Below are 26,720 nucleotides of genomic sequence, written 5' to 3'. Positions count from 1 at the left end.
AATTTTTACTATATATTATCATCATCAATATCATCATCATAAACATACTCAGCTGATATATCTATGATATTGCTTTTTTCATTGTGTTCTATTTTATTAGTTTCTTCAATTTCTTCTGCATTGCAGCTATTATCTATGTTCTTTCCTTCTATTTTGTCATTTAATTTTTCTAAAAGATTTTCAAATCCTTCATCAAAATCATCTACTGCATTCATTATAATTGAAAAAATATCCATAAAATACTCCTTTGTATTATTTTGTTATTTTATTATTATAAAGCATATATATGACAAAAACTGTCACTTTATTTATATAATTCTAGTTTTTTAAATTTTATAAATAAAGCTGTAAACCTAATAAAGGCTTGGGCGGGTGCTGTAATTTCTTCATTAGCTTTAAGTATAAATAAATTGAAAATTGCAGATTATAGTAATAAAAATAAAAGGGCGGGGTATGTAAATAAAGCTTTAAAACTTAATTACATTTGCCCACCCTTTAGGCTTTTTGATTTATTCTGTCATTTTTAAATTATTTTTATTTTTTAATTTTGCATGTTATTTTAGCCGCCCACCCAAGATTTTTTTAAATTTATAGCGAATATACCGCACGTTTAGTAAAGCTAAAAATATAAATTTATATTATAATTCAAATTTTATTATGTTTTTAAACTTTGCTCACCGTGCGTTTATAAGAATTTTTTACATAAAATAAAAATAGGTATCCCAATTTGTTTGGAATACCTAAAACTTTCATTATAATATTTTAATTAATTACATAGCTTCTGCTTCATTAGAACTAGTATTATCATTAGAATTGAATTTATCCATATCCGCTTCATTACATATTTTTCCAGTAACAGCAGCAGTAACCATACCATCATTAACATTAAGCATAGTTCTTCCCATATCAATAAGAGGCTCTATTCCCAAAAGTATAGCAACCAATCCTACAGGAAAACCCAAAGCAGAAAGCGTAATCAAAGCAGCATTTGTAGCTCCTCCTCCAACTCCGGCGATTCCGAAACTTCCAATGGCAATTATTATAACAGCCTTTATTAAGAAGGCAGGTTCAAGAGGATTAATACCCAATGTAGGAGCAATCATAGCAACTACCATAGCAGGATAAATACCAGCACATCCATTCTGTCCTATAGTTACAGCAAGAGAAGCTGATAAATTTGAAACTCCTTCAGATATACCCATTTTATCCTTCAAAGTAGAAACAGTTAGAGGCAAAGTACCTGCACTAGTTCTTGATGAAAAAGCAAATGCTAAAGCAGTGAATGCCTTAGTATAATATTTTATAGGATTATATCCAAACACTATTAATATTATACTATGAATTACAAGCATAATGATTATAGATATATAAGAAGCTAGAAGGAATTGTCCTAATTGAGCAAATGCATTCAAATCACTTGTAGCCATGAATTTAGCCATAAGAGCTAATACACCAAAAGGAGTCAATCTCATAACAAAAGCTACTATTTTCATTACAATATCATGTAAAGACTGCATAATCTTCTGAAAAAATTCAAAAACTTCAGGCTTTTTCTTTCTAAGTCCTAAAGCAGAAGACCCCACCAAAGCTGCAAAAAATACAACTGAAAGTGTAGGAGATCCTCCCATACCGGCTAATGCTGCAAATGGATTTGTAGGTATGATATCTAATAATTGCTGAGGAACAGGTCTTGATGAAAACTCTTCTAATCTACCCTCATAATTTGAAGCACCTTTTGATATGTCGCCTACCAATGACTGAAGTTTTGAAGCATCTAAACCAAATCCTTTAGCTGTTAAAAATCCTACTAAAGCAGATATTGCTGTTGTTATCATTAGTACGCCAATAATTATCATAGTCATTTTGCCTAAATTGTTACTGTTTCCTTTTATGTTAATAAGTGCCATAGTTATAGAAACAAAAATTAAAGGCATAACTAACATCTGTAATAATCTCACATAACCGTTACCTACTACATTGTACCAAACGATACTTTGATTTACTATTTCCATATTTGAGGCATAAACTGTTCTAAGTACAAACCCCAAAGCCAAGCCTAAAATTAAGGCCGATAATACTCTAATTGTGAAATTCATATGCTTCTTTTGCATAAAATAAAGTAATCCAATTAGAGCAAGCAATATTATAACATTAATTACAATATAAAGTCCCATATAAATACTTCCTTTTAATATTTTAATGCATTCTAATATAATATAGTTTTGAAAAAATTGATAGTATTATAATCAAGAGTCTTTAACGCACGGTAAGTGAAATTTTATAATATAATCACAAATTTGTATTTATGAATAATAAATATTTTAAATTTAGCTCTGCGTGCGGTGTATACTCTAAAAATTTAAATAAATCTTGGGCGGGCAGCTAAAATGTCTGTTTGTGATACAAAAGAAAAATAATTCAAAAATTACAGTGCAAATTAAAAAGTCTAAAGGGCGGGCAAATGTAAGTAAATTTTAAAACCTAATACATACCCGCTCACTTTATCATTTTTTATTTAATTAGAATATATGCTTACTATTTTTAATATAACCTCTGTCATTTTTTCTAAAGACTGAACAGGAATATATTCAAATCGGCTATGAAAATTTTCTCCTCCAGCTGATAAATTCGGACAAGGCAATCCTCTAAAAGATAATCTAGCCCCATCAGTACCGCCTCTAATAGGTACGATTTTTTCTTTTATACCGCATTCATTAAAAGCCTTTTTAGCATTATCTATCAAATGCATATAAGGAAGTATTTTTTCTTTCATATTATAGTAGCTGTCTTTAATATGACAGATAAATGTATTTTCGCCATATTTTTTATTTAGAAAATTACAAATATCTTTTATGAATTCTTTTTTATGATTGAATTTCTCTAAATCATGATCTCTTATAATATATTCAAGTTCCGCTTTTTCTTCAGTACCTTCTATATATGAAAGATGATAAAAACCTTCATACTTCTCTGTATACTGAGGCTTTTGTTCTGCTGGAAGCATAGAGTTAAATTCCATTGCAAATAAAATAGCATTCTTCATTTTATTTTTAGAATATCCAGGATGAACATTGACACCATTAACTATTATATTACAAGAAGCTGCATTAAAATTCTCATACTCTATTTCTCCAATCTCTCCGCCATCTATAGTATAAGCAAAATCAGCATTAAACTTTTCAATATCAAAATATTCTATACCCTCTCCTATTTCCTCATCTGGAGTGAAAGCTATTTTTATTTCTCCATGCTCTATTGCTTTATCATTCATTAAAATTTCAGCCATAGTCATAATTTCTGCAATACCGGCCTTATCATCAGCACCTAAAAGAGTAGTTCCGTCTGTTACTATTAAATCATTGCCTATATATTTATTTAAATTATCAAACTTTATGCTGCTTAAAACTATATTTTTTTCTTTGCTTAAAACAATATCTTTACCGTCATAATTTTTGATAATATTAGTTTTTATATTTTCTCCCGGTGCATCTTCATTGGTATCTAAATGTGCAATAAATCCTAATTTAGGCTTATCCTCTTTTCCTTTAGAAGCAGGTATTGAAGCATATACAAAAGATTTATCATCGACATAAGCATTATCAATACCCATTGTTTTTAATTCATTAACTAAATATTCAGCGAATACTCTTTGTCCTTCTGTACTTGGTGTTTGATTCTCATTTCTGCTGTTTGAAGTAGTATTAAAAGATGTATATTTTATAAATCTCTCATAAGTTTTCATATAATAGTCCTTAAAAATAATACCTATATGTTAACAAAATTATTTAATAATTCAATACATAATTTTCATACCCTGCCCTTTAAAATTTTCTGCTTAACTTACACATTTTAACTTAAATTAACTTTATTGTTTTATTAGAAATGTTAGCACCCGCCCAAGTGTTATTTAAATTTGAAAACCTATTTAACGCACGTTTAACTTATTTATTTTTTACAGTAAAAATTATATTTATAAATTAGTTTAATTTATAGTTTCACACTCCGTGCGGTGTGTAAATAACAAATTTAAATAAGCCTAGGGTGGGAACTATATTTTCAGATTAAGCAATAAAGAAAAAAAGAAGTTAAAATTTTTAATTTAAATTTATAAGTATAATGGGTGGGATTCATAATAAAGTTAAAAAATAACGGCTGCCTACCCTATTGGATAAACAACCGTTACTTTATTTTATATTCTATCTTTAAGCTATTAACTTATTATAGAACAGGACTTTCATTCATAGCTTTTAAGCGAGTCCATCTTCTGTCAACTTCTTTTTGGAATTTATCAAGTATCTCTTGATTTTTAAGAAGGTGTTTAGTTTTACCCATCATCTTCAACCATTCAGTAACAGGCTGTTTTTTGTCATCAGCTACCATTTGAGTTATAGTAGTGATACCATGTTCAACCTCATATAATGGGAAGAAGCAGCAATCAACAGCAGCTTTGATAATATCTTTACCCATATCATCAGGAGATTTCCAGTTCAATGGACAAGCAATAAGAAGTTTAACAAAAGCAGTACCATGATTATTAGCATACCATTGAGCTTTAGCAGCTTTCTTAATCAAATCTAAAGGATAAGCTTCACAACCAGTAGCAATATAAGGTATATGACAACCAGCAAAGATTTGAGCAACATCTTTGTGTCCGAATTGTTTACCAACTTCAGCTTTACCAACATTAGAAGTAGAAGTTCTATGTCCTAATGGAGTAGAGAATGATAATTGGTTACCAGTGTTCATGTATCCTTCATTATCATATTCTAATATAATCATTTTGTGATTTCTAATAGCAGCACCGATAGAAGGTCCCATACCTATATCATGACCACCGTCACCAGTAACCATTATGAAAGTAGGATCTTCAGGTCCTTGAATTTCTCCTCTTCTTTTTCTTTCATGATACATTTCAACAACACCAGAAAGAGTAGCAGCACCGTTTTGGAATAAGTTGTGAACATAAGTAGTTCTGTAAGAGCTGTAAGGATAACCAGTAGTAACAACCATAGAACAACCAGTATGTACTAAAAGAACAACCTCACCTTCGATACCTTTCATGAAAGTATTGATACCAGAGAATATACCGCAACCATTACAAGCACCATGACCTTGAGCATAACGATAAGCTTTACCAGTTAATTCTCTAAGAGGCGGAACTTTAACATCAAGTTTATGAGTTTGTTCGTTCATAGTAACAGTGATTCCGGATTTTTGACTCTCTAAAGTAAGAGGTTCATGTATAGGTTTCATTTCAACACCGGCATGACCCATATATTGTTCTAAGTAAGAATGTTTTTCAACAGAACCAGGGTTAGCTAATTCTTTTAAACCTAAATCAAATAATTCTTTAGCTTTTTCAAGAGTAAATTCAGTACCGCCAAGACCATAAACTCTGCTTACAACAGAAGATTTGTTGTTTACATCGTTTTTCAAAGCAGCTCTGATTTCAGTAGACATATTACCACCCATACCAGAGTATGAATCTTGTCTGTCGCCTACTACAACAACTTTAACATTAGCTAATAATTTTTGTAATTCTTTTTCAGGGAAAGGACGAATTTGAGTGATAGCGAAAGCACCTATTTTAAGGTTAGGATTAGCTTTTCTCATTTCATCAACAGCTAAAGTTCCAGTTTCATAAGAAGAACCGCAAAGCATTAAAGCAACTTCAGCTCCTTCCATATTGTAAGTTTCTATTGGATGATATTGTCTTCCAGAAAGAGAAGCAAATTCTTCGAATACTTCAGTAATGATAGCACGAGAATCTTCTAAAGCTTGAGAAAGCTGTAATTTACTTCCAGTTAATTCATCTTCGTTCATGTAAGGTCCAATTGTAACAGGGTTTTTTCCTGGTTCAACTGAAGTAACTTCTGGAGTATATTTACCTAAGAAGTCTTGTACATCTTTATCATTTTTGAAAAGATATATTTTTTTCTTCTGATGAGAAGTGAAGAATCCGTCAGAAGAAACTATGATAGGAAGTTTAGCTTTTTCAGCAATTTTTAATGCAAGAATATTGAAGTCGTAAACCATCTGAGTAGTATGAGCCATAATGATGATCCAACCAGTGTTAAGAGCCATCATAATATCAGATTGGTCACATTTAATATCTAATGGACCAGAAACAGTTCTGTTTACAACGTTTAATACCATAGGGAATCTTGTTCCCGATTGAACAGGTAATTGTTCCATAGCAAAAAGAAGACCGTTAGCAGAAGTAGCATTGAATACTCTACCGCCAGCAGTAGTAGCACCATAACAGATACCAGCAGCACCATGTTCACCGTCACCAGGGATCATGCAAACAGTGTGTCTTCCATTAGCTTTCATTTCATCTAAGTACTCAGCAATTTGAGTAGATGGAGTGATTGGGTAGTAACCCATTACGTGATAATTGATTTGAGCGGCTGCAATGGCTGCTAATTCATTACCACTTTCAAGTATGTTTTCTTGTTCAGCAAGATTATATTTGTTAGCCATTTATTCGCTCCTTATTATTTTTTATAACGACTGTATGTAAGTTCATCAACATTGCAATCAGCTTCTACTTCTATTCTTAAAGCCTGCTGATCTTTTTCAAACTTACCTGAATAAGGTCCTTTAGGGCAAGCTCTAACGCATTTTAAGCAGCCTTTACAATATTGATAATCAATACCCATCATGTTCATAGCTATTTTGTTCGGATCTTTTCTGTCTGGTCCTTTTTCCCAAACTATACAAAGGTCTGGACAAACAACTTCACAGTTAGCACAGTCTATACAGTTTTTAGGATTGAATACTGGTATATTACCTGTACGAGTAACTTGTAAATCTTTTAAAGTAGAGTTACCAGCTGCATTAATATAACCGCCTGTTAATTGGTTGTTTTTACCATAAACAGGTTCTGGTTTTTTATAAGGTATATATGGATATTTACCATCTGCAGGGAAATCTTTTACTACAGAATCACTTCCGCCTCTTCTGAAAGCTTCAACGTTAGGTTCTACTAATTCAGGTTTTTTACCTGAGAATTGCTTTCTAATTTGCTCTTCAAATTTAGCAGAATCTATAAAGTCAAGCTGATTAACCATAGCACCCATAATGATAGTGTTAGCTGCTTGTGAAGGAAGTTTTAAATCATTAGCGATTTTAATAGCATCAACACAAACTACTTTACCACCATGTAATTTAGCAAAATCTCTTGCTTCATCAGGTGTTTTATTAGTGTTAAAAATAACGATAGCATCTTCTTTAACACCAGCTAATGTCATAGGGTTTTTAAGAAGATTCATATGGAATACAGCCACAACATGAGGCTCTTCTACTGTAGAGTTTACTCTAACTTCTGTATCAGAAAATCTTACGAAAGATTTAACTGGAGAACCTTTCTTTTCTGAACCATAACTAGAGAATGCAGCACCATAGAAACCTTGAGTTAAAACGCCTACTTCTGCAAGCATTTTACCAGCACTATTAGCACCCATTCCGCCTATACTTTCGAGACGAATCTCGAAAAAGCCTAAATCATTGACTTTTGGGAGTTTCACGATTTTTTTCTCCTTTATTTAATTAAAATGAGATTTTGGGAATAAACATTAAAAGCATACCAATTTATAGAATTAATATACTATCAATGTTTATATATTGTACTATAAATAAGATAAAAGTCAAATTAATTGTCATTATTTTAATGCAGTATGTATATATTTTTATTAGAGAAATATACAATATAAACATATAGATTTTATATATATTTATAATAAAATTTGACATCTAATACTTTAGTTATTATACTATATAGTGGTGTTAAGAGTTACTAGGATTTCATTAGTATAAAAATTGTTCATTTGAGAATATATTTATATATTCTTAGATTTTTTTATATCATAAATTACTAGTATCTTAAAATCATCATTCTTATTTGTTTTATTAAATAACTTGTTGGGGGTATATTCATGAAAAAGAGCTTTAATAGTTTAAGCATACAAATACCTATGGTAGTTAATATTTTTATAGCATTACTTCTAATTGTTTCTATATCTACTTTGGTACATATGTCAAAAACAGCTATAGACAAAGCTTCATATGACGGATTTGCTACTACAATAAAAGGGTATTCTACTTTTTTTGATTCCTTAATTGAAAATCAATTAATTTTATCTGATACATATGCTTCTTTTACTTTTGTTATAAATTATATGCAAAACAGAAATCCTGAAGCTGAAAACAACATGCTTACTGTATTAAAACTTATGGGAGCAAAAAACCCTTATGTAAAAAGCTTATCTTTAGTAGAACCTAACGGAACTATATTAAATAATTCAGAAGGAAATAATGCTGATGTAGGTAAAAAAGTGGCTGATTTATACCCGGATTTATGGAGAGTATATGATTCTGTAAAAAAACCAACATTAGCAGATTCTATATATAAAGACTCTGACGGAAAATGGATTACAGCTATAGCTTCTCCGGTTAGGTCTAGAACTGATAATACTTATCTTGGCGGAATGCTTATTATATTAGATTGGCAAAAAGTTATAGATGAAATATCAATAACTGCAGGAGAAGTTCTTACTCATTGGATAAGATTATGGGTATTCAATAAAGATACTTTGCTTGTAATGCATAATGTACCGAGCGAAGTTGGTAAATTAGCTCCTGTAGAAATAAAAACAATAGTTAATAATACCGAAGGAAAATTAGAATTCCAAAATGACGGTATGACTAAAGTTTGTTTATATAATTCTCTTAAAGATCAGCCTTGGAAAGTTGGTTTCTCTATGCCTCTTAGCTTTATTGAACAGCAAAGTACCAGAATATTAATAATTGGAATTATAATAGGAATTATAGGAATAATACTAAGTTTTGTTATTGGATTCTTATATATCAAAAAGATTATTAGTCCTTTGAAAATACTTGTAGAAGAAGCTGAAGAAATGTCAAGGGGAGAATTTATACTTAGAAAATTTAAATTCAAAAGAAATGAAATTGGTGATATAGCATATTCATTTAAAAATATGAGAGATGCTATGACTAAAATTATTAATGAAGTTAATGCTACTTCAGAAAGAATTAACAATGCTGCTGCTAACCTTACTCAAGGGAGTGATGACTTATCAGCTAGAACAGATGCTCAGGCTTCTAGTCTTGAAGAAACTGCTTCTGCTATAGAAGAGATGGCATCTACTATTAAATCATCAGCTGAACACTCTGTAGAAGGAAATGATATGATGATAGCTTCTAAAAAGGCTGTAGAAAATGGAGCAAGTGTTATAGCTGAAACCACTAAAAACATAGAAGAAGTTTATGAATCTAGTGAAAAAATAAAAAGCATAACCAAAACAATAGAAGACATTGCTTTTCAAACTAATATACTTGCTCTTAACGCTTCTGTAGAGGCTGCCAGAGCAGGAGATCAGGGAAGAGGCTTTGCTGTTGTAGCTTCTGAGGTTAGAAATTTAGCACAAAACTCACAGTCATCTGCTAAAGACATAACTTTGCTTATAGAAAACATTTATGAAAAAATTAATAAATCTGCCGAAACTGCAAGAGAGTCACAATCCATATTCAATGATATACAATCTAAAATAGACGGCACTGCAAAGATAATGCAGGAGATAAGCACAACAGCGGTAGAACAGCAAGCTGGTGTGGATCAGGTAAATATAGCAGTATCTAAGATAGACGGTATAACTCAGCAAAATGCAGCTTTAGTTGATGAAACTACAAACTATGCTAGGGAATTATTAGAACAGTCAGAAAATTTAAAAAATATTATGACTTTCTTTAAAATGGATTAATATTTAATTTATTATCAGTTATGAAATTTTATTGACAAATAATCTTTACTTTTTATACAATTTAAATTATCATAGCTGGTAATTTTATTTTAGGATTATCTATGAAAAACTATATCAAAATTGTGATAACCTCTATCACATTCTTATTACTAACTTCTTTATTAAATGCTCAAGAAAAATATACAAATGCAATAATGCCTCCGCTTCCAAATGCATTTGATATGTTTATTGGCAGAGAAGGAAACAATAAACTTCCGCAATATATAAAACATGATTATTTTAGAGATGATTATAAACGAGAACTTCCAAATCCTAATGATACAAATTTAGGTTTCTTTCAAAAGTACCCTATAGAATTTCATTTAACTACTACTTTTTCTTATGCGGCTCATACAAATACTTTTAATTTGAGAGATACTTTTGCAACTTTAGGACAAACATTTCATAATGACTATATACAATTCACAGGATTTATCACAGCTTATGGCTATTTTGATACTCATAATCCAGATATAGAATATCCATACATAAAAGGAAACGCTGGGCTTTATGATGGAGGAGTACAAGCTGTATTTATCGATAGAATACTAGTATCAGCTAGAGGCAGAGCAACTTTTGATATTAACACTACTACATTTATGCTTATGCCGCACTATTATGATACTACATTAAACCCTGCTAACATTGATACACCTGATTATTATATACCTCAAGTATTAAATGGTCCTGGTATAAGAGTTGGTTTTATAGGAAATCATTATGAGATAGCTTATTCTCAAGGAGATTTCAGACATAGTATACCTAAAGCATTTTTATTTAGATTTAATATACCTAATATTGAGTTTAGATTCTTATACGAACATGAAAACAGAATTGATCCCCAATATTATCATATAAGCTTATTTGAATCATTGGTTCAGGCTTCTGCTACATTAAGATTTCCTCTTATGAATGAAACTATCTGGCTTAATGCTATTGCTGAATATACTTGGAGGGAAAACGATGCTCATTATATTCGTTTAGAGCAGGGTTTTGAATGGTATATGTTAAACATTGCTTTGAGAGAAATGGTTCATATAAAAGACAAACAGGCTAAAGCTTATTTAGAATATGCTATATTTGGTAAATTTAAAGCAGGACCTGCTGAGTTTAATGTCGGTTTCCAAGGCTCTACAGATGGAAGATACTATATTGCAGGAAATGTTAAATTTTAATGACTTGTAGTATTTTACTTATAATATATAATACTACTCTAATAATTTAAGGAGGGTTACTATGAAAAAAATAATATATACAATATTAACTTTATCTATATTATCAATATACGCTTATGGCGGTTCAATAGCTTTAAGCGAAGTACCTGATTCTGCTATAGCATTTGCTGATAAATATTTCGCTGATTATTATTTATACAGAGCAACTGAAATGGGAGGTTCTTATACTTTAATATTTAAAGGCGGACTTAAAATAACTGTTAATATCAATGGGGAATGGAGAACTGTAGACGGCGGCGGAGAAGAAATATCCATAGCTTATGTAGAAGATAAAGTTAGAAATGCTATCAAAAAAGAATTTCCTGATGAAAAAGTTATTAGTGTAAAGAAAAATAGCAAAAATTATGACATAGAGTTCAAAAGCAGAAGAAAAATAGCTGTAGATCTTGAAGGCAACATCACTAAAAAAGGAAGATGGTAATTAAAAAAATATAAAATAAAAGTACAAGCATAAATATTATGTTTGTACTTTTATTATTATATTTTAAATATAGCTCTTTGAAATAATATATTTATGCCTGCTAATAACGGGTGTAATGCTAACATAAGTGCATTAGACAACAGTAACATTATTACAATATTATTAGGTAGCGTACCTTATATACTAGAACAATTATTGAGCTTTTATAAAGGAGGTTACAACATGGCAGAAATAAAAAACATCACTTATTTCATATTGTATTTAATACTAAATTGTTGGCATACATAAATATGTTATTATAAAAATTGGAGATAATGGGGCTCGAACCCACGACCCTCACAATGCCATTGTGATGCTCTCCCAAACTGAGCTATATCCCCTCAATAAGATTCAAGCATTTTAAATTATTTTTAAGTAAAAGTCAATCTATTTGTATTCTTTATTAATTATAAGTTTTAACCTTTGCATACAACTAATTTAAAATATTTTATAGCTTAAAGTGCATCAGCAGTTTTTTTAATGAGTAATTTTATTTAATGAAAGTTGACAAAATAGTTAATATACTGTATATTAATTATATGACCAGCCTATATTAATAAAATAGTATAGGTAGATCCTGCGGTGGTTTACCAACGCAGGCTTTTTTATTTTTATGCAAAAAATATATGCTTATATTGACGGATTTAATTTATATCATAACTTAAAATCTTATATTAAGGATAACAATCTTGATAATGAATTAAAATGGCTTGATGTTAGAAAACTTGTAAGTTGTTTTATAGATGAAAAAATTCAAATTTTAGAAAAAGTGAATTTCTTTTCAGCAATACCTACTCACTGCAGTATATCTAAACAGGAAAAACATAAAAATTATTATGAAGCATTAAAAAGTGCAAATGTACATATAATCAACGGCAGATTTTCACAGAAGAAAAATACACATTTTAGATGTTTAAAATGTAATGAAACTAATTTTAATACAGAATGTCAATATTGCCATAATACAGATACAAATTATTTCGTAGCTCATGAAGAAAAAGAAACGGATGTTTCTCTTGCCATAAATATAATTAGTGATGTTTTAACTGTTACAGACTTGAAAAAAATAATTTTAGTAAGCGCTGATACTGATTTTATTCCTGTTGTAAGATATATACTTGAAAATACTGAGAAAAAAATTACTGTTCTTCTTCCTTTGGGGCATAATTATTCTAATGGTTTTAATAATATTAGAAATGAATATAAACCTAATAATAAAAGATTTGATATTAAGGTTATAAAACTTAATAATATATTAAATTCATTGCTTCCAGATGAAATTGAATATGATAATCAAATATATAAAAATCCTTATAAAATTAATTAATACTTTTATATGGTTTTATTAATAATTGGTTTATAATTGAAGCATAATTTTTTAAGAGTTTTTTATGACTATACTGGACCTTAATGAAACGATATTATCTCCAAAAAAAATTAGTGAATGTAAAACAGAAGAACAATTGATATTATATATTAAATTAGATTTATTAAATCAAGCTCTTAATAAAGGAAAATATCCTGAATATAATACTATAACTATTACAGACGAAGAAGAAAAAGATTATACTTTAAACATAAGAGCTATAAATAATGATAATCTTGAAGATAAAATTTCAATTCCTTTTTATTTAGAGAATATAATTCATCCTTTTAGTACAGAAAAAGAAAATAAATACGAACTAAATTATAATATTAACTTTGAAAATATTATAATATCTTCTGTATTATGCATTCAAAACGTTAATTTTAATGGTTCAGTATATTTTCGTAATACTACTCTTCAATCTACTGTTGGATTTTATAATTCTAATTTTAATAAAGTATTAGTATTTTCACATTCTAATTTTTATAAAATGCAACAATTAGAGTTTGATAATATAGAATTCAATAATATGTTATTAGTTGGATATTGTGAATTTAAATGCAGAGTTGAAATTGAAAAATCGAAATTTAATGGAATTTCATATTTTATTAAAAATACATTCAATCATATTTCATTATTTAGACAATGTGAATTAAATAATATTATTGGTTTTTACATATCTAATTTTCAATCAAATTTAGAATTCATAAATACAAATATGAATACAATTATGTATTTTCGTGGTTCTACAATAAATAAATTATTATTTAATGAAATTAAATTTAATGATAATAATTCTATTCTATCAATAGATAATAATTTTATAGAAAACAATTATTATGATAGATTCTTTAATTATCTATTAGAATATGAGAAAAAAGAAATATTAAAAGATATAAATAAAAACAATAATGAAATAAATAAAATGAATTTTTATAATACAAGAATAACAGGAAAAGTTGATTTACAAAATATAGAAGTAAAAGAAGCAGATTTCAAAGGCTCTGTTATTAATGGAGGTTTAATCAATCCTGTTAATTTCAAAGTACATAAATTCGCTAACCGTGAAAGTGCTTTGTTTCTTAAAAATGAGGCTTATGCTAGAAATAATGCTATTGATGCTTTAAAGTATAAGGCTAAAGAAATTGAATGTCATAAAGATGATTTAATGAAATCAGCAAAAGACATTATACAAAACAAGGAATATCCATTTAATAAAAAAATAAAAGAATTATATAAGATTGTTGGAGATATAGCCTCAATATATTTAAGTTCTTTATACAGCGATAATGGGCAGAATTGGATTAAGGCTTTATTTATGACTATATTAATAACAATTATTTGTTTTACTGTTTTTTATATTCCTGATTTGACTGATTCTAATATAATACGCATCTATTATAGAAATCTATTTCCAGAGTTAATAAAATATTTTATACCTACTGATTACAGTCTTATTATAAAATATTCCGCATCTAAACTGAATTTATTTTTAAAAATATTCGGCGTTTTAGTTTATTTTTTAGGCAAGATTTTATTTTGGTACGGCTCTGTGCAGACTGTTCAGGCTTTTAGGAAATTTGCAAAATGGGCTTGATATAATCAAATTGATTTTTTTAATTTTTCGTATTCATCTATAGTGATATTTATGTCTTTTAAAATTTTTCTGATTAAACCTCTTGTTAAATCTTCATTATGAACAGGTATAACAGTAGTAAGACCAATATCATTAATAAAAAATTTATGACTTCCTTTTTGCCTTAATTCTTTGAAACCTAATAACATAAGAATTTTTATCATAGTTTTTGAATCACATATAGACAATTTGCTCATATGCTAACTTCTACCTTGTCAGCCTTTATAAGTTTATTATATTTATAATTATCTTTCAAATAGTTATGTTCTTCTTCAACTTCAAGACAAAGCTCTATAACTTCTTTTATTCTTATGTATAGCTCATCTATTGATTTTGCCTGAGTATAGCAGCTTTTTAATGCAGGCACTGTTGCTATATACATTCCGTCTTCATCTTGCTCTATAATAATGTTAAAATCATATTTAGACATATAAAATCCTATTTATAAGATTTTTTTATTATATAGTTTTTTGATGATTATGCAATTATAGTCATTAATTTTTATTTATTGTCTTTAAATGCTTTATGATTTACTGCATACTGTTCAGGCATTTAGAAAGTTTTCTAAAGGTGCATAATTATAAGGTTGACAAATAATATTTAATGTGTATACTTATGTGTATAAAGTAAGAGGTGTTAAAAATGAAAAGTATTTATTTTTCAATTAACAAGGAGAATATACTTGAAAGCATCAGAAATCATAACACTTCTCAAAAAAGACGGATGGTTTGAAATAGCTCAAAAAGGAAGCCATAAACAATTTAAACATAATACTAAAAAGGGAAGAGTTACAGTACCTTATCATAGTAATGTTGATTTATCTATAGCTGTTATAAAAAGCATAGAAAAACAAGCCAAAATAAAAATTTTAAAAAAGTAGTTTGTTTTATAAGATATTTTATTATGAAAAAAAATATAGAAACATTTGTAGCAAATATATATAAAGTAAAATCTGGTTATAATTCTACATTTTATGATTTTGACGGATGCGTTAGTGCAGGCAAAACTTTAGAAGAAACAATAAATAATTCTAAAATAGCACTTCAAATGCATATTGATGGTATGATAGAAGACGGAGAGAAAATTCCAAAAGCATCTAGCTTAGAAAAAATTATAAAAGAAACAGAAGACGAACCTATAACCAGAATGTTAATAGAAGTGAAAGTTTCAAGAGATAAGAAAAAAAGAATAGATGTTACATTAGATGAAAGTTTGATAAAAATGATAGATAATTTATCTTCAAATAGAAGTGAATTTATAACTATAGCTACTAAAAATTATATATCTAATTATTATAAGTAAATATTATATTTAGGCTGACTGTTCAGGCTTTTAGGAAATTTGCAAAAGGGGGGCTTAATTTATGTTATAATTAAAATATAAAATGTTTTGAGGTTTATTAATGAATAAAAAATTTTTTGCATATATAGAATACGATAAAGAAACCAATGTTTATGTGGGATATATTCCATCAATAGTAGGAGCACATACTCAGGCTGATACTTTGGAAGAGCTTCATATAAAATTAAAAGAGGTTCTGGATTTATGCCTTGAAGAGATGGACAGCGAAGAAAAGAATGCCATTCCAGAGTTTATAAAAGTTGAAGAAATAGAGCTAGTATGAGTAAGCTAATTTTAAAAGATGCAAAAACCATAGAAAAATTACTGCTTTTATTAGGATTTGTTAAACAAAGACAGAAATGAAGTCATGCATTTTATAAACATGAAGACTGAAGATGTACAGTTATCCCTTTCCACTCAAGTAAAGTAATATCAAGACCTCTTATAAGAAAAATATTAAATGAAATAAATCTTGATGTAGAAGAATATAATAATCTTATAGAAAAACTATAATAATTCAAATTATTTATCAATTAAATATTTTAAAACTATTTAATTAGCTATTTATAAGTTTTATAACTGATTATATAAATTTAAAAATACTCTCAATCTATTATATTTTTACGCTAATTTTCTTTTTTATTTTTACTGTTATTATAACTGCTTCTAAAATTTTTATTATATTTAAAGCACTTGATATATAGTTTGTATAAAGTATAATGCTAAAATGATAATAGATATTCTTACACTTTTTCCAAAATTTTATGAAAGCACCACTTCTTTCGGTGTTATATCAATGGCTCTCAATGAAAAAAAAATAGATTTAAATATTGAAGATATGAGAATCTACGGAGAAGGCAATTATAAAAAATGCGATGATTATCCTTATGGCGGAGGGCCCGGAATGATTATGACTTATAATATTTTTAAAAAATATTTTGAAAGTCATAAAAGAGGATATACAATTATTTTCTCGCCTTCAGGAAAAACTCTCACTCAGCAAAAAATAAAAGAGCTTGCAAATAAAGAACATATAACAATGATACTAGGACATTATGAGGGAATAGATTACAGAGTTGAAGAGAAATATGCAGATGAGGCTTTGAGTATAGGCGATTATGTATTAAGCGGAGGAGAGATACCTGCCCTTTTATTGTTAGATACTATTGCGAGATATAAAGGTGTTATGAATAATGAAGAGTCTGTTATAAGCGATACATTTGAAGAAAACAGCAATGGACTTTTAGAATATGAACAGTATACAAGACCGCCTGAAATAGATGATATGAAAGTGCCTGAAATACTTCTTTCTGGAAATCATAAAAATATTGATGAATACAGAAGAAAAAGAAGCATTATAAAAACTTTTGCAAACAGAGCAGATTTATTTTCAAAAATCAATCTTAATAAAAAAGATATAGAAACTATTTTTGAATATTTAAAAGAAAATAATAATAAATAATCGGAGTATTTAATAAATGCAGATAAGAAAAACTACAGTTAATGACATTGATAAAATTTTAGAAATATTTGATTATGCTAGAAAGTTCATGGCTGAAAATAATAATCCCAATCAATGGGTTGACGGATATCCGGGAAAAAGTGATGTTGAATTGGATATAAAAAATGACAGCAGTTATGTATGCTTAGATGATAATGGAGAGATAATCGGTACTTTTTCTTTTGCTGTAGGAGAAGATGAAAATTATGATAAAATATATGACGGTAATTGGCTTAATGATAAAGAATACGGCACTATACATAGAATAGCTGTACTTGGAGGAAGAAAAGGTGTTGCTTCTTTTTGCCTTAATTATTGTTTAGGCGTATGCAGCAATATTAGAATAGACACTTATAAAGATAACATACCTATGCTTAACTTCCTTAAAAAAGAAGGCTTCAAGCAATGCGGAACTATCATTTTAAAATTAAACGGCGGTAAAAGAATAGCATTTCAAAAAACTGTTTAATAGTTATGAAATTTAATGACTCCGTTTTCTACCATAAAGCCATACACTGAATCATCAAACATATGTATTCCTCTTAATTTAGTAAATCCGTCCGTACCTAAATATTCTTTAGAATGGTTTTGAGATAGGAAAGGATTAGTTTTTATAAAGAAATACATTCCATTATCCATTCCTGTATATGTAACCCTACCCGTACTTGACATGCCTACCGCCAAAGAATTATCACGGCATGGTATTTTATAAGATTCTTTTAATTTAAAATTATCCAATTTTGAAGTATATATAATATCTTCCTGATGCTTACCCTCAACTATATTCATTGTAAGTATAGCGAGCACTTCTTTTTCAGGAACATAAACGCAATCAACTATTTCTCTATATGACATTTTACCAGTGTCAATATACTCTACTTCTTTAAGAGAATATCTGTTTTCCATTTTACCGCTGTCCATATCATATATATCAAGAATAGGTATTCTGTCTTTATCTCTTTTTAAGATAGCAAATTTATGATTAGTTAGAGTTAATAATTTCACTAATGATTCATATTCATTATCTATAATTGTATCTATACTATAAAGTGTATTTCCATCTGGAGATATTTTATTTAAAGAAACTAAACCTACTTTTGTATAATTAGTATTTGTTACTTTAACTGTATACGTTTCTATTTGAGGAGCATCATCTCCTTCAGTAGAAGGACTTTCAGAAGGCAAAGACATCATCACATTACTAACAACTACATCACCTACATATCTTAAATTGTATCCGGTTATATATATATTAGAATTTGAATCTATAAGAGAGATTTCAGAAGTTTCAAGATTTTTATATTCTAATGGAAAATATCTTACATTACTTCCTGAAGCTATTACCATTCTCGAATTATATAAATCTAATGCATAAACTGTATCATTCTTTACCCTATAAAATTCACCGAAATAATATTCATTATCAACTTTATATATCTTAGGGCTATCTAAATCAACAAATTCATTGCTGTAAATTCCTATATCTTTACCAAGAGAAAGCTCAGTAACAACCTTAGCAGGAACTATTAAAGGCTTAGGCAAACATGAAATTAAAAATAAAAGTATAAATAATAATATAAATATTTTCTTCTTCATAATCTCTACAATCTTAATACAAAAAATTATAATGCTTCAATTAATTCTTTCAAAGTCAAAGTAGAAGTTCCTCTCTTACCCACAACAACACCAGCAGCAGCATTAGCAATTTCAGAAGAATCTTTAAATGATAAACCAACTGACAAACACATAGCAAGTACGGATATAACAGTATCGCCGGCACCTGAAACATCAAATACACTTTTCGCCTTTGTAGGTATTATATAAGGAACATTTTTATCTTTAAGTTTTATATCTTTATCAAATAAAGCCATTCCATTAGCACCCAAAGTTATCATTAACTTTGATAAACTTAATTTTTTTATGATATTATCTCCTAAAATCTTTATAGCCTTTTCATCAAATTCATAAAAAGGAGATTTGCTTTCTGCACCTTCTACAGCCTCTTTCAAATTAGGAGTCATAAGAGTAGCCTTTTTATAAAAGGAAAAATGCTTTATAGCAGGATCAACTAATACAGGCTTATTTTTTTTATTGCATATATCTATTATCTTTTTTGATAGCTGCTTTGTAATTACACCTTTAGCATAATCGCTTATTATAACAACATTATAATTATCTACATTATTAATAAATGCTTTTTCTATATTCTTTACAATATTAGAAGAAAAAGGACTGGTATTTTCTTCATCTATTCTTACTATCTGCTGAGTGCCTGCTACTATTCTTGTTTTTGCTATAGTGTATCTTGTATCATCTACCACGATTCCTTCAACAGATATATTAGAATAATTCATACTATCCATTATTATATCTGCCGATTTATCTTTTCCTATAACCCCTATCATGAATATATTGTCATTATTATTATTTCCAAGTAAAGCTGATATATTTCTTGCAACGTTTCCGGCACCGCCTAAATAATTTTCTTCATGATTTACATGAAGTACAGGCACAGGAGCTTCAGGAGATATTCTTATAACATCTCCATAGGTAAATCTGTCAAGCATCAAATCACCTATAACAAGAACTTTAGCATCTATTATTTTTTGGGCTTTATCTTTTAAGTCCATATAATTTTAATTCCTATAAATTTATAATTTTTAAAATTATAACATAAATTATAAAAAAAAGTAAATACAAATATCTAAAATTACATATCATTATAATATCAAAACAGCTTGTAATTTTTACGAATATAAATTATTATTATTTTTCATAAAACTTCAAATACAAAACATATTATAATAAATAAAAATTAATTTAAGAGATGAAATAAAATATGATAAAATTGAATAAAATAATAAAAGAAATTAAACAAAAGAAAATATATTTTTTAATAGCATTATTAATTTTTATAGCAGATACAGTATCTAAATATTTTATAGATAAATACTTGCAGGAAACTATTATTAAAAGAGTAATAGGAGATATATTAATATTCATATATACAAGAAATTACGGTGTATCTTTCGGTTTTCTAAATAATGTACCTGAAACCATTCAGCATATAATACCAGAATTATTAAAAGTTATAGTATTCATAGCTATGATTGTAATTTTCTTTATAATGCTTTCTATCAATGTAAAAAAACAAAGATTATCTATGATAGGCTTTACTATGGTTCTTGGAGGAGCTATGGGAAATTTGGTTGATAGAATTATGAGAGGTTATGTTACTGATTTTATAAGTATGGGATTCAATGAAACTATAAGATTTCCTTATAATTATAATATCGCTGATGCTTCTATCACAATAGGGATATGTATTATAGCTATAGGAGTATTCTTTTTTAAAGAAGATTTTGATAAAAAGAAAAATATAGAATCTGATAAGAACAACACTGAAAATAATTAATTATGAGTATAGAAGAAAGAGAATTAGAAAATAATAGTATTGATGCAGAAGAAATAGAAGATGATGAAATTGATTTAAGCAATTCTAATAATAAAAAATCATTCATTATAACAGAAGATGATATAGGTAAAAGATTAGATACATTTATAAGCGAAAAATTAAATATCACTAGAAGCCAAGTAAAAAATTATTTAACTTCTATAATCGTAAATGATGCTGAAAAAAAATTATCATACTCTCTCAAATTAAATGATAATATAATAATTAATTTAGATAATATCTTAAAAGAAAAAACAGATACAGCAAACCCATTACCTGAAAACATTGATTTAGATATACTTTACGAAGATAAATATTTACTAGTAATAAATAAGCCTGCCGGTATGAGTGTGCATTGTTCCCCTTCTGAAATGAGCGGTACTTTAGTTAATGCTCTTCTATACAAAATAAAAGATTTTGATTTTGTTGGAAATAAAGAGAGAGCAGGAATTATACACAGATTAGACAAAGATACATCAGGACTTATGATTATTGGAAAAAATGCGAATATAGTATCTAGCATTCAAGAGCAATTTAAAAATAGAACTATAAAAAAGATTTATCATGCAATTGTTATAGGCGTACTAAAAGATAATTATATGGAAATAAATCTGCCGATAGGAAGGCATCATGTATACAGAAAAAAAATGACTGTAAGAGATGATGGTAAAGAAGCACTCACTCATATAAAAGTTTTAAAAAGGTTCAAAGCCCATACACTCATAGAAATTAATCTTAAAACAGGCAGAACTCATCAAATAAGAGTTCACTCATCATATAAAGGTTTTCCTGTAGCAGGTGATAAAATATATTCTAAAAGTTTCAATAAATATTCAGGCCTTATGTTAGTAGCTAAAAAAATAGAGTTTGTCCATCCAATTACCAAAGAAACATTAGATTTTGAAATAGATTATCCTGATTATTTCAAAGAATTCCTATATTCTGATAATATATAAAAATATGTAAAAATTTATATAAAAATACACATTAACGTCATTTTTTGTCATCATTATATATTAGTATATTGTTATGAGGATATGACAATGACAGATAATGATTTTGAGAAATTGATTAAATGGGCTAGAAAAAACGATGCATACAATATTCTAAGTATGACTAAAAAACAAATAAGTTCATCAAAAGAATTGAATTTGAGCAACTTGGATATTGAGAAAGTGCCTATAGAAATTTTTAAACTTACAAATATAGAAAAACTTTATTTATCTTTAAACTATATAGAAAAAATTCCAAAACAAATAAAAAACTTAAAAAAATTAAAAGTGCTTGATATATCTGCTAATAATATAAAAATCCTTCCAAAAGAAATATTTGATTTAAAAATGCTTGAATATTTGAATATATCTAATAACTATATTGATGAAATTGATAATGATATAGAAAAGCTCATAAACTTAAAAGAACTAGACATAAGCAGCTGCAACATATCTTCTCTTCCTGAAGGCATATTCAAATTGCATAATATTGAATTTCTTGATATATCAGTCAATAAAATAAAAAAGATAGATAAGAAAATAAAGAATTTAGAAAATTTAGAAGAACTAATTATTGATTCAAACAAATTAAAAAGCATACCTAAAGAGATAAATAATTTAAAAAAATTAAAGATATTGTCAATCTTTTAAATCCCGCCCTTTAGATTTAAAAGCGATATCTGCATTAAAAATTTTATTTATATTAAAAGCCTATTTAGAAAAAGCATACCCCCCCAAAAATTTAATTAGATTTTTAATCTGCTTCACGCACGGTGAATCGATTTTTTTATATAATCAACATGTTATTATTAATAAGCATATACTTATAGCTTAGCTCTGCGTGCGGTGAGTAAACAACAAATTTAAAAAAATCTTGGGTGGGCAGCAAAAATAACTGATAAAAACTAAAAAGAAAAATAATTCAAAAATGACAGAATAAATTAAAAAGCCTAAAGGGTGGGCAAATGTAATTAAATTTTAAAACTTAATTACATACCACGCCCTTTAGATTTAAAAACTATATCTGCATTAAAAATTTTATTTGTCTTAAGAGCTAACTTAGAAAAAGCATACCCGCTCTAGCGTTTATTAGATTTAAAATCTGATTTCCTAGTACTTTTTTTATTAATTGATTTATTATTTTTTTTGCCTGTGACTTTTTTATCTTTTTTATTTTCAGAAAATTCAGACTTATTATTTTTCTTCTGCATTTTTCCTTTAAATGTAGAGGACTTTTTAGTAACCAATCTTTTTTTCTTAGGCTTAGCTTTGGCCCATTTGGATTTATCATGAACTTTTTTATTTTCTTCTTTATCGTTTGAAATACTATCTTCATAATTTTCATCTTCTATATCATCAGGAATATTTTCAAATATACTTTCAATATCTTTCAATTTTTTATCTTTTTGCTTGAAGAAGAAATCTATCTCTTTTTTAGTTAAATCTCTTATATGACCAGCCTCTAAAGTTCCGGAAACTTCATCGTATTTGCTGACACATCCTACAGATATTCTCTCCAAATCTATAACTTTGTAACCAAGATAATCAAAGATTTTTCTTATCTCTCTGTTTTTTCCTTCGTTGATAGTTAATCGTATTTTACTTTGTATTCTACCCTTTGATAATATTTTAAATTTAAAAAGCGAATATGAAACATTTTTAATTGTGATACCTTTGCTTGCATTTAAGAGAGCTTCAGAATCTATCTTGCCATTAACAGTAACATCATAAACCTTTAAAATCTCATAAGAAGGATGAGTAATGATATTAGCAAACTCTCCGTCATTTGTTATTATCATTATGCCTCTTGATTCGGAGTCAAGCCTTCCAGCATAAAAAAGCCTTTCTTTAATGCCCTTAAAAAATTCTGTGATGATTCGCCTTCCAGGTAAATATTTTGTAGTGCTTACAACACCAATAGGTTTATATAATGCCATATACCTTTTTGTCTGTCTTTTTATTAATTCTCTGTCAATAGAAACAGAATCATCTTCTTTAACCCTATAAGCAGGATCGAGTATAACCTGATTATTTACCCTCACTCTTCCTGACATTATAGCCTTCTCGCAGTTTCTCCTGCTTGCAAAACCGGATTCTAATATAACCTTTACAAGCCTAACAGCTTCTTCATTTTGTTGCTTTTTCATATTTATTAATAGCCTTTTGAATTTTATAAGTTTTATACTATACTGAAAAAATTTAAGTTTGTCAACTATTAGTCTATACCCATTAGGTAAGCTTCGCGGAGACTTTCCGCACGGTATTGCAAATTATTATGGATAGCCAACTATACGCGACCGAAGGAAGTACTGTAAAGTATGCGGCTGATTACTTGTTATTATACAATATATAGTGAAAATTTTTAACTTTCTCAAATTTTTTATTGTTCTTTTTCCAGCCGCATACGCTCTGCGGACTTCGTCAAAGAACCAAAAAGTGCAAGTATAGAATTAGTACTAAATAATACTAAAATCATATTACATATAAGATAATTTATTAATTTAATCTAAAATATAGCCCTTAGCCTGCCAAAGGAACTCTTTGCGAAAACGCAATTGCTAGAACTTTATATTTGAAAAATACTTATTAAAATAGGATATAACCTAATGTAGATTAAAATTATCGTATTACACTATATTCAATACAATTTTTTAAATATTAAACTGTAGTATTGTATTTATTGTATATTGTTCATATAATTATTTAGATATACAAAAACTATAATTCTATAAAAAAATTATAAAGAACTTTCATCTACCTCTGTAGCCTGCAATTTGCTTTTTAATTTATCTATCATGTTTCCTTCAACTGCCTTCTGAAATTGTATAGCCACATCTTTATTTTTAGTGAAATGAGGTATAGCTTTTGCTACCAAATCATTTATACGTTTATCTGTCTGTGTCATATCATATATATGATCAGGTAATGCCACTATTAAAACAGCACCTTTACTTTCTATGGGGTTTCCTTGAGATAATAAAGAGTATATAGTAGGGCTTTCTGACTCTATAAATGAAAGTATTTTATTATAGAATATTCTTCTCTTATCATTTGGATTTAAAGGAACATCGTATTGAGGTTTAGACTGATTCACTGCCGAAGCATTATTATTAGATGCATTATTGTTATTGCTTAAGCTTTCAAATCCATAATCTTCATTAATAGAAGAAGATACTGCCTGCATATTTGTAGATATTATATCTACAGGACGAATCAAATTATCAGTATTAAGAAGCAAAAGCATACGCATTTCAAATATAGTTCTAGTATTTGAAGCACTTCTTATACGCTCTTCAGTTGATAATATATAATCAAGTATTCTCTCTATTTCATCATCGCTGTAATGATTAGCAAAAACTTTTAAATCATCTCTCTCATTCTCTGTTATCTCTAATAACTTTATATCATCTATACCGCTTTTTATCATAAGCACAACACGTATATACTCGATTATACTGTTTATGAATGTTCTAGGCTCTACAGACTCCTCAAATAATTTCTTCACAAATTCAAAATAAGTTTTTTTATCTCCTGAAATCATGATATCAAAAAACTCTTTGACAAAAGAAAAATTATTTCCGCCCACAACAGCATTAACATCTGCACTTGTTATATACTTTTTATCTGTAGTGTATGCAATCATCTTTTCAAGTATAGTTTCACTGTCGCGTACAGAACCTCTGGCTTGTTTAGCTATTAAGAAAATTGCCTCTTCATCATATTTAATATTTTCTTTATCAAGTATGCCTTTTAATATTTTCTCTAAGTCTTCTATACCAAGAGATTTAAAAGTATATTGCTGACAGCGGCTTCTTATAGTAGGAAGTACCCTTTCAGCTTCAGTAGTAGCAAGTATAAAAACCACATGAGCAGGAGGTTCTTCTAATGTTTTAAGCAAAGCATTAAAAGCCTCATTAGTTATCTGATGCACCTCGTCTATGATATATACTTTATATTTTCCAGCAACAGGAGATATTCTTACATTTTCAATAATAGTTCTTATATTCTCTATACCTCTGTTGCTAGCACCGTCAATTTCTATAACATCAAGAGGAGTGCCGTTTTCTATTTGAGTACAAGAAGGACAAACTCCGCAAGGCTTATCAGTAGGGCCATTAACACAGTTTAAGGCTTTAGCTATAATTCTAGCAAGAGAGGTTTTACCTACACCATGAGCACCTGAAAAAAGATATGCATGTGCTACTTTGTTTTGAGCTATACTTTTTGATATTGTTTTAGTGATATGTTCCTGCCCTATAACTTCTTCAAAAGTTTGAGGACGGTATTTTCTTGCAATTACTTTATAGTTTTCAGCCATATTTACAATGTTCCATTTAAATTATTTTTTGTATTATTTTAAGCTATTTTAACAGACTATATTTATTTGTCAATTTAAGTGTTTATTAAAAAATTGACTAAATAATGATTATTCTCTTTCTTTTATTATAACTTCTATGGTGTCTCCTGTATGCTTATTTATAGTTTTTATATATTTTTTATGTGTGCCGACACCTGCCTAGCAAGGCGGACTTCGTCAAAGAACCTTATATGCTCAATAAGCTCAGATACACTTCACGAAAGACTGCATTTTATAAAGTCTTCTAGAAAACTACTATTTTTATGTTGAATAAAATAGTACTAATTAAAAAAATTATAGAACCTGCATATATTTTTATAATAAAGATATATGCAGTTTATAAAAGTCTTTACTTTATAAAATAAGATTTTACTGTTCCGTATATTGATGAAGTAAATCTTTTATTAATTTCTAAAGGATTTACGCATTCTTCATCATCATAGTTTCCGTTTTCATCTAGCTTGTGGAAAGTAATATCTCTAAATGTTACTTTTTCGTTAGCCTCTATTCCAAACCACATATATTCAAAATCTATACGGCATGCAATATTTAATATA

Annotated in this window: 25 protein-coding genes and 1 tRNA gene; 13 read left to right on the top strand and 13 right to left on the bottom strand. The window is 28.1% G+C overall.

The features are described 5' to 3' along the window. Positions 1 to 8 precede the first annotated feature (8 nt). From Q0K19_RS10365 to Q0K19_RS10345, 5 genes are all read right to left on the bottom strand, one after another. Positions 9 to 236, bottom strand: a complete 228-nt coding sequence (locus Q0K19_RS10365) for a hypothetical protein (RefSeq protein ID WP_297247705.1) — start codon at positions 234 to 236, stop codon at positions 9 to 11. 534 nt (positions 237 to 770) lie between these two features. Further along, positions 771 to 2,174, bottom strand: coding sequence for a cation:dicarboxylase symporter family transporter (locus Q0K19_RS10360; protein ID WP_297247704.1), 1,404 nt, complete (start codon positions 2,172 to 2,174; stop codon positions 771 to 773). Between the two features lie 341 nt (positions 2,175 to 2,515). Continuing rightward, entirely contained in the window at positions 2,516 to 3,742 is a 1,227-nt protein-coding gene (gene pepT / locus Q0K19_RS10355; protein WP_297247703.1) for a peptidase T, read from the bottom strand. Positions 3,743 to 4,218: 476 nt separating this feature from the next. Next, positions 4,219 to 6,483, bottom strand: coding sequence for a thiamine pyrophosphate-dependent enzyme (locus Q0K19_RS10350; protein WP_297247702.1), 2,265 nt, complete (start codon positions 6,481 to 6,483; stop codon positions 4,219 to 4,221). A 14-nt stretch (positions 6,484 to 6,497) separates the two neighbouring features. Then, entirely contained in the window at positions 6,498 to 7,529 is a 1,032-nt protein-coding gene (locus Q0K19_RS10345) for a 2-oxoacid:acceptor oxidoreductase family protein (RefSeq protein WP_041177509.1), read from the bottom strand. A gap of 408 nt (positions 7,530 to 7,937) precedes the next feature. Between Q0K19_RS10345 and Q0K19_RS10340 the strand changes: the two genes are divergently transcribed. The 3 genes from Q0K19_RS10340 to Q0K19_RS10330 all read left to right on the top strand — a co-directional run bounded on the left by Q0K19_RS10340 (position 7,938) and on the right by Q0K19_RS10330 (position 11,477). Further along, positions 7,938 to 9,782: a methyl-accepting chemotaxis protein gene (locus Q0K19_RS10340; RefSeq protein ID WP_297247701.1), complete on the top strand. Its 1,845-nt coding sequence runs from the start codon at positions 7,938 to 7,940 to the stop codon at positions 9,780 to 9,782. A gap of 101 nt (positions 9,783 to 9,883) precedes the next feature. Continuing rightward, positions 9,884 to 10,996 carry a hypothetical protein gene (locus tag Q0K19_RS10335; protein ID WP_297247700.1) on the top strand — a complete coding sequence of 371 codons (1,113 nt, stop codon included), beginning with the start codon at positions 9,884 to 9,886 and terminating at the stop codon, positions 10,994 to 10,996. A 61-nt stretch (positions 10,997 to 11,057) separates the two neighbouring features. Next, positions 11,058 to 11,477, top strand: a complete 420-nt coding sequence (locus tag Q0K19_RS10330; protein ID WP_297247699.1) for a PepSY-like domain-containing protein — start codon at positions 11,058 to 11,060, stop codon at positions 11,475 to 11,477. A 306-nt stretch (positions 11,478 to 11,783) separates the two neighbouring features. Here the strand turns inward: Q0K19_RS10330 and Q0K19_RS10325 are convergent. Then, positions 11,784 to 11,857 (bottom strand) — tRNA-Ala (locus Q0K19_RS10325). 272 nt (positions 11,858 to 12,129) lie between these two features. On the opposite strand from Q0K19_RS10325, the gene Q0K19_RS10320 reads away from it, so the two are divergent. Together Q0K19_RS10320 and Q0K19_RS10315 are read left to right on the top strand one after the other, a co-directional pair. After that, positions 12,130 to 12,843, top strand: a complete 714-nt coding sequence (locus tag Q0K19_RS10320; protein WP_297247698.1) for an NYN domain-containing protein — start codon at positions 12,130 to 12,132, stop codon at positions 12,841 to 12,843. 64 nt (positions 12,844 to 12,907) lie between these two features. Next, positions 12,908 to 14,479 carry a hypothetical protein gene (locus tag Q0K19_RS10315; RefSeq protein ID WP_297247697.1) on the top strand — a complete coding sequence of 524 codons (1,572 nt, stop codon included), beginning with the start codon at positions 12,908 to 12,910 and terminating at the stop codon, positions 14,477 to 14,479. A gap of 5 nt (positions 14,480 to 14,484) precedes the next feature. On the opposite strand, the gene Q0K19_RS10310 is transcribed toward Q0K19_RS10315, so the two are convergent. Together Q0K19_RS10310 and Q0K19_RS10305 are read right to left on the bottom strand one after the other, a co-directional pair. Then, entirely contained in the window at positions 14,485 to 14,715 is a 231-nt protein-coding gene (locus tag Q0K19_RS10310) for a type II toxin-antitoxin system HicA family toxin (protein ID WP_297247696.1), read from the bottom strand. Further along, complete coding sequence (locus Q0K19_RS10305; RefSeq protein WP_012672053.1) at positions 14,712 to 14,948, bottom strand: type II toxin-antitoxin system HicB family antitoxin; 237 nt, start codon at positions 14,946 to 14,948, stop codon at positions 14,712 to 14,714. The genes Q0K19_RS10310 and Q0K19_RS10305 overlap by 4 nt, the downstream gene beginning before the upstream one ends. 252 nt (positions 14,949 to 15,200) lie before the next feature. On the opposite strand from Q0K19_RS10305, the gene Q0K19_RS10300 reads away from it, so the two are divergent. The 5 genes from Q0K19_RS10300 to Q0K19_RS10280 all read left to right on the top strand — a co-directional run bounded on the left by Q0K19_RS10300 (position 15,201) and on the right by Q0K19_RS10280 (position 17,829). Beyond that, positions 15,201 to 15,398 (top strand): type II toxin-antitoxin system HicA family toxin, encoded by a 198-nt coding sequence (locus tag Q0K19_RS10300; RefSeq protein ID WP_297247695.1) that lies wholly within the window; start codon positions 15,201 to 15,203, stop codon positions 15,396 to 15,398. A gap of 23 nt (positions 15,399 to 15,421) precedes the next feature. Then, positions 15,422 to 15,820: a type II toxin-antitoxin system HicB family antitoxin gene (locus Q0K19_RS10295; RefSeq protein ID WP_047101233.1), complete on the top strand. Its 399-nt coding sequence runs from the start codon at positions 15,422 to 15,424 to the stop codon at positions 15,818 to 15,820. A 100-nt stretch (positions 15,821 to 15,920) separates the two neighbouring features. Beyond that, complete coding sequence (locus Q0K19_RS10290) at positions 15,921 to 16,142, top strand: type II toxin-antitoxin system HicB family antitoxin (protein WP_297247694.1); 222 nt, start codon at positions 15,921 to 15,923, stop codon at positions 16,140 to 16,142. A gap of 444 nt (positions 16,143 to 16,586) precedes the next feature. After that, a complete protein-coding gene (gene trmD / locus Q0K19_RS10285; RefSeq protein ID WP_297247693.1) occupies positions 16,587 to 17,321 on the top strand; it encodes a tRNA (guanosine(37)-N1)-methyltransferase TrmD in 735 nt (244 codons plus the stop codon). Between the two features lie 16 nt (positions 17,322 to 17,337). After that, positions 17,338 to 17,829, top strand: a complete 492-nt coding sequence (locus Q0K19_RS10280) for a GNAT family N-acetyltransferase (protein ID WP_297247692.1) — start codon at positions 17,338 to 17,340, stop codon at positions 17,827 to 17,829. Here Q0K19_RS10280 and Q0K19_RS10275 read toward each other — a convergent pair. Both Q0K19_RS10275 and rfaE1 read right to left on the bottom strand, forming a co-directional pair. Beyond that, positions 17,826 to 18,956, bottom strand: a complete 1,131-nt coding sequence (locus Q0K19_RS10275; RefSeq protein WP_297247691.1) for a hypothetical protein — start codon at positions 18,954 to 18,956, stop codon at positions 17,826 to 17,828. The two genes, Q0K19_RS10280 and Q0K19_RS10275, sit on opposite strands and share 4 nt — an antisense overlap. 26 nt (positions 18,957 to 18,982) lie before the next feature. After that, positions 18,983 to 19,990 (bottom strand): D-glycero-beta-D-manno-heptose-7-phosphate kinase, encoded by a 1,008-nt coding sequence (rfaE1, locus tag Q0K19_RS10270; protein ID WP_297247690.1) that lies wholly within the window; start codon positions 19,988 to 19,990, stop codon positions 18,983 to 18,985. Positions 19,991 to 20,199: 209 nt separating this feature from the next. On the opposite strand from rfaE1, the gene lspA reads away from it, so the two are divergent. The 3 genes from lspA to Q0K19_RS10255 all read left to right on the top strand — a co-directional run bounded on the left by lspA (position 20,200) and on the right by Q0K19_RS10255 (position 22,457). Beyond that, positions 20,200 to 20,775, top strand: coding sequence for a signal peptidase II (gene lspA / locus Q0K19_RS10265; RefSeq protein WP_297247689.1), 576 nt, complete (start codon positions 20,200 to 20,202; stop codon positions 20,773 to 20,775). A 2-nt stretch (positions 20,776 to 20,777) separates the two neighbouring features. Further along, positions 20,778 to 21,770, top strand: coding sequence for an RluA family pseudouridine synthase (locus Q0K19_RS10260; protein ID WP_297247688.1), 993 nt, complete (start codon positions 20,778 to 20,780; stop codon positions 21,768 to 21,770). An 87-nt stretch (positions 21,771 to 21,857) separates the two neighbouring features. Next, a complete protein-coding gene (locus Q0K19_RS10255; protein ID WP_297247687.1) occupies positions 21,858 to 22,457 on the top strand; it encodes a leucine-rich repeat domain-containing protein in 600 nt (199 codons plus the stop codon). 428 nt (positions 22,458 to 22,885) lie between these two features. Here Q0K19_RS10255 and Q0K19_RS10250 read toward each other — a convergent pair whose 3' ends face one another. The 3 genes from Q0K19_RS10250 to Q0K19_RS10240 form a co-directional block, all read right to left on the bottom strand. Continuing rightward, entirely contained in the window at positions 22,886 to 23,953 is a 1,068-nt protein-coding gene (locus tag Q0K19_RS10250; RefSeq protein ID WP_297247686.1) for a pseudouridine synthase, read from the bottom strand. Between the two features lie 590 nt (positions 23,954 to 24,543). Continuing rightward, positions 24,544 to 26,124, bottom strand: coding sequence for a DNA polymerase III subunit gamma/tau (dnaX, locus tag Q0K19_RS10245; RefSeq protein ID WP_297247685.1), 1,581 nt, complete (start codon positions 26,122 to 26,124; stop codon positions 24,544 to 24,546). Positions 26,125 to 26,512: 388 nt separating this feature from the next. Then, a partial coding sequence (locus Q0K19_RS10240) for a hypothetical protein (RefSeq protein WP_297247684.1) occupies positions 26,513 to 26,720 on the bottom strand: 208 nt, incomplete at its 5' end.

The sequence above is a fragment of the uncultured Brachyspira sp. genome (assembly GCF_944393015.1).
GTDB lineage: Bacteria > Spirochaetota > Brachyspiria > Brachyspirales > Brachyspiraceae > Brachyspira.
The sequence above is the reverse complement of the archived record's forward strand: the minus strand, read 5'-3'. Positions and strand labels throughout refer to the sequence as shown.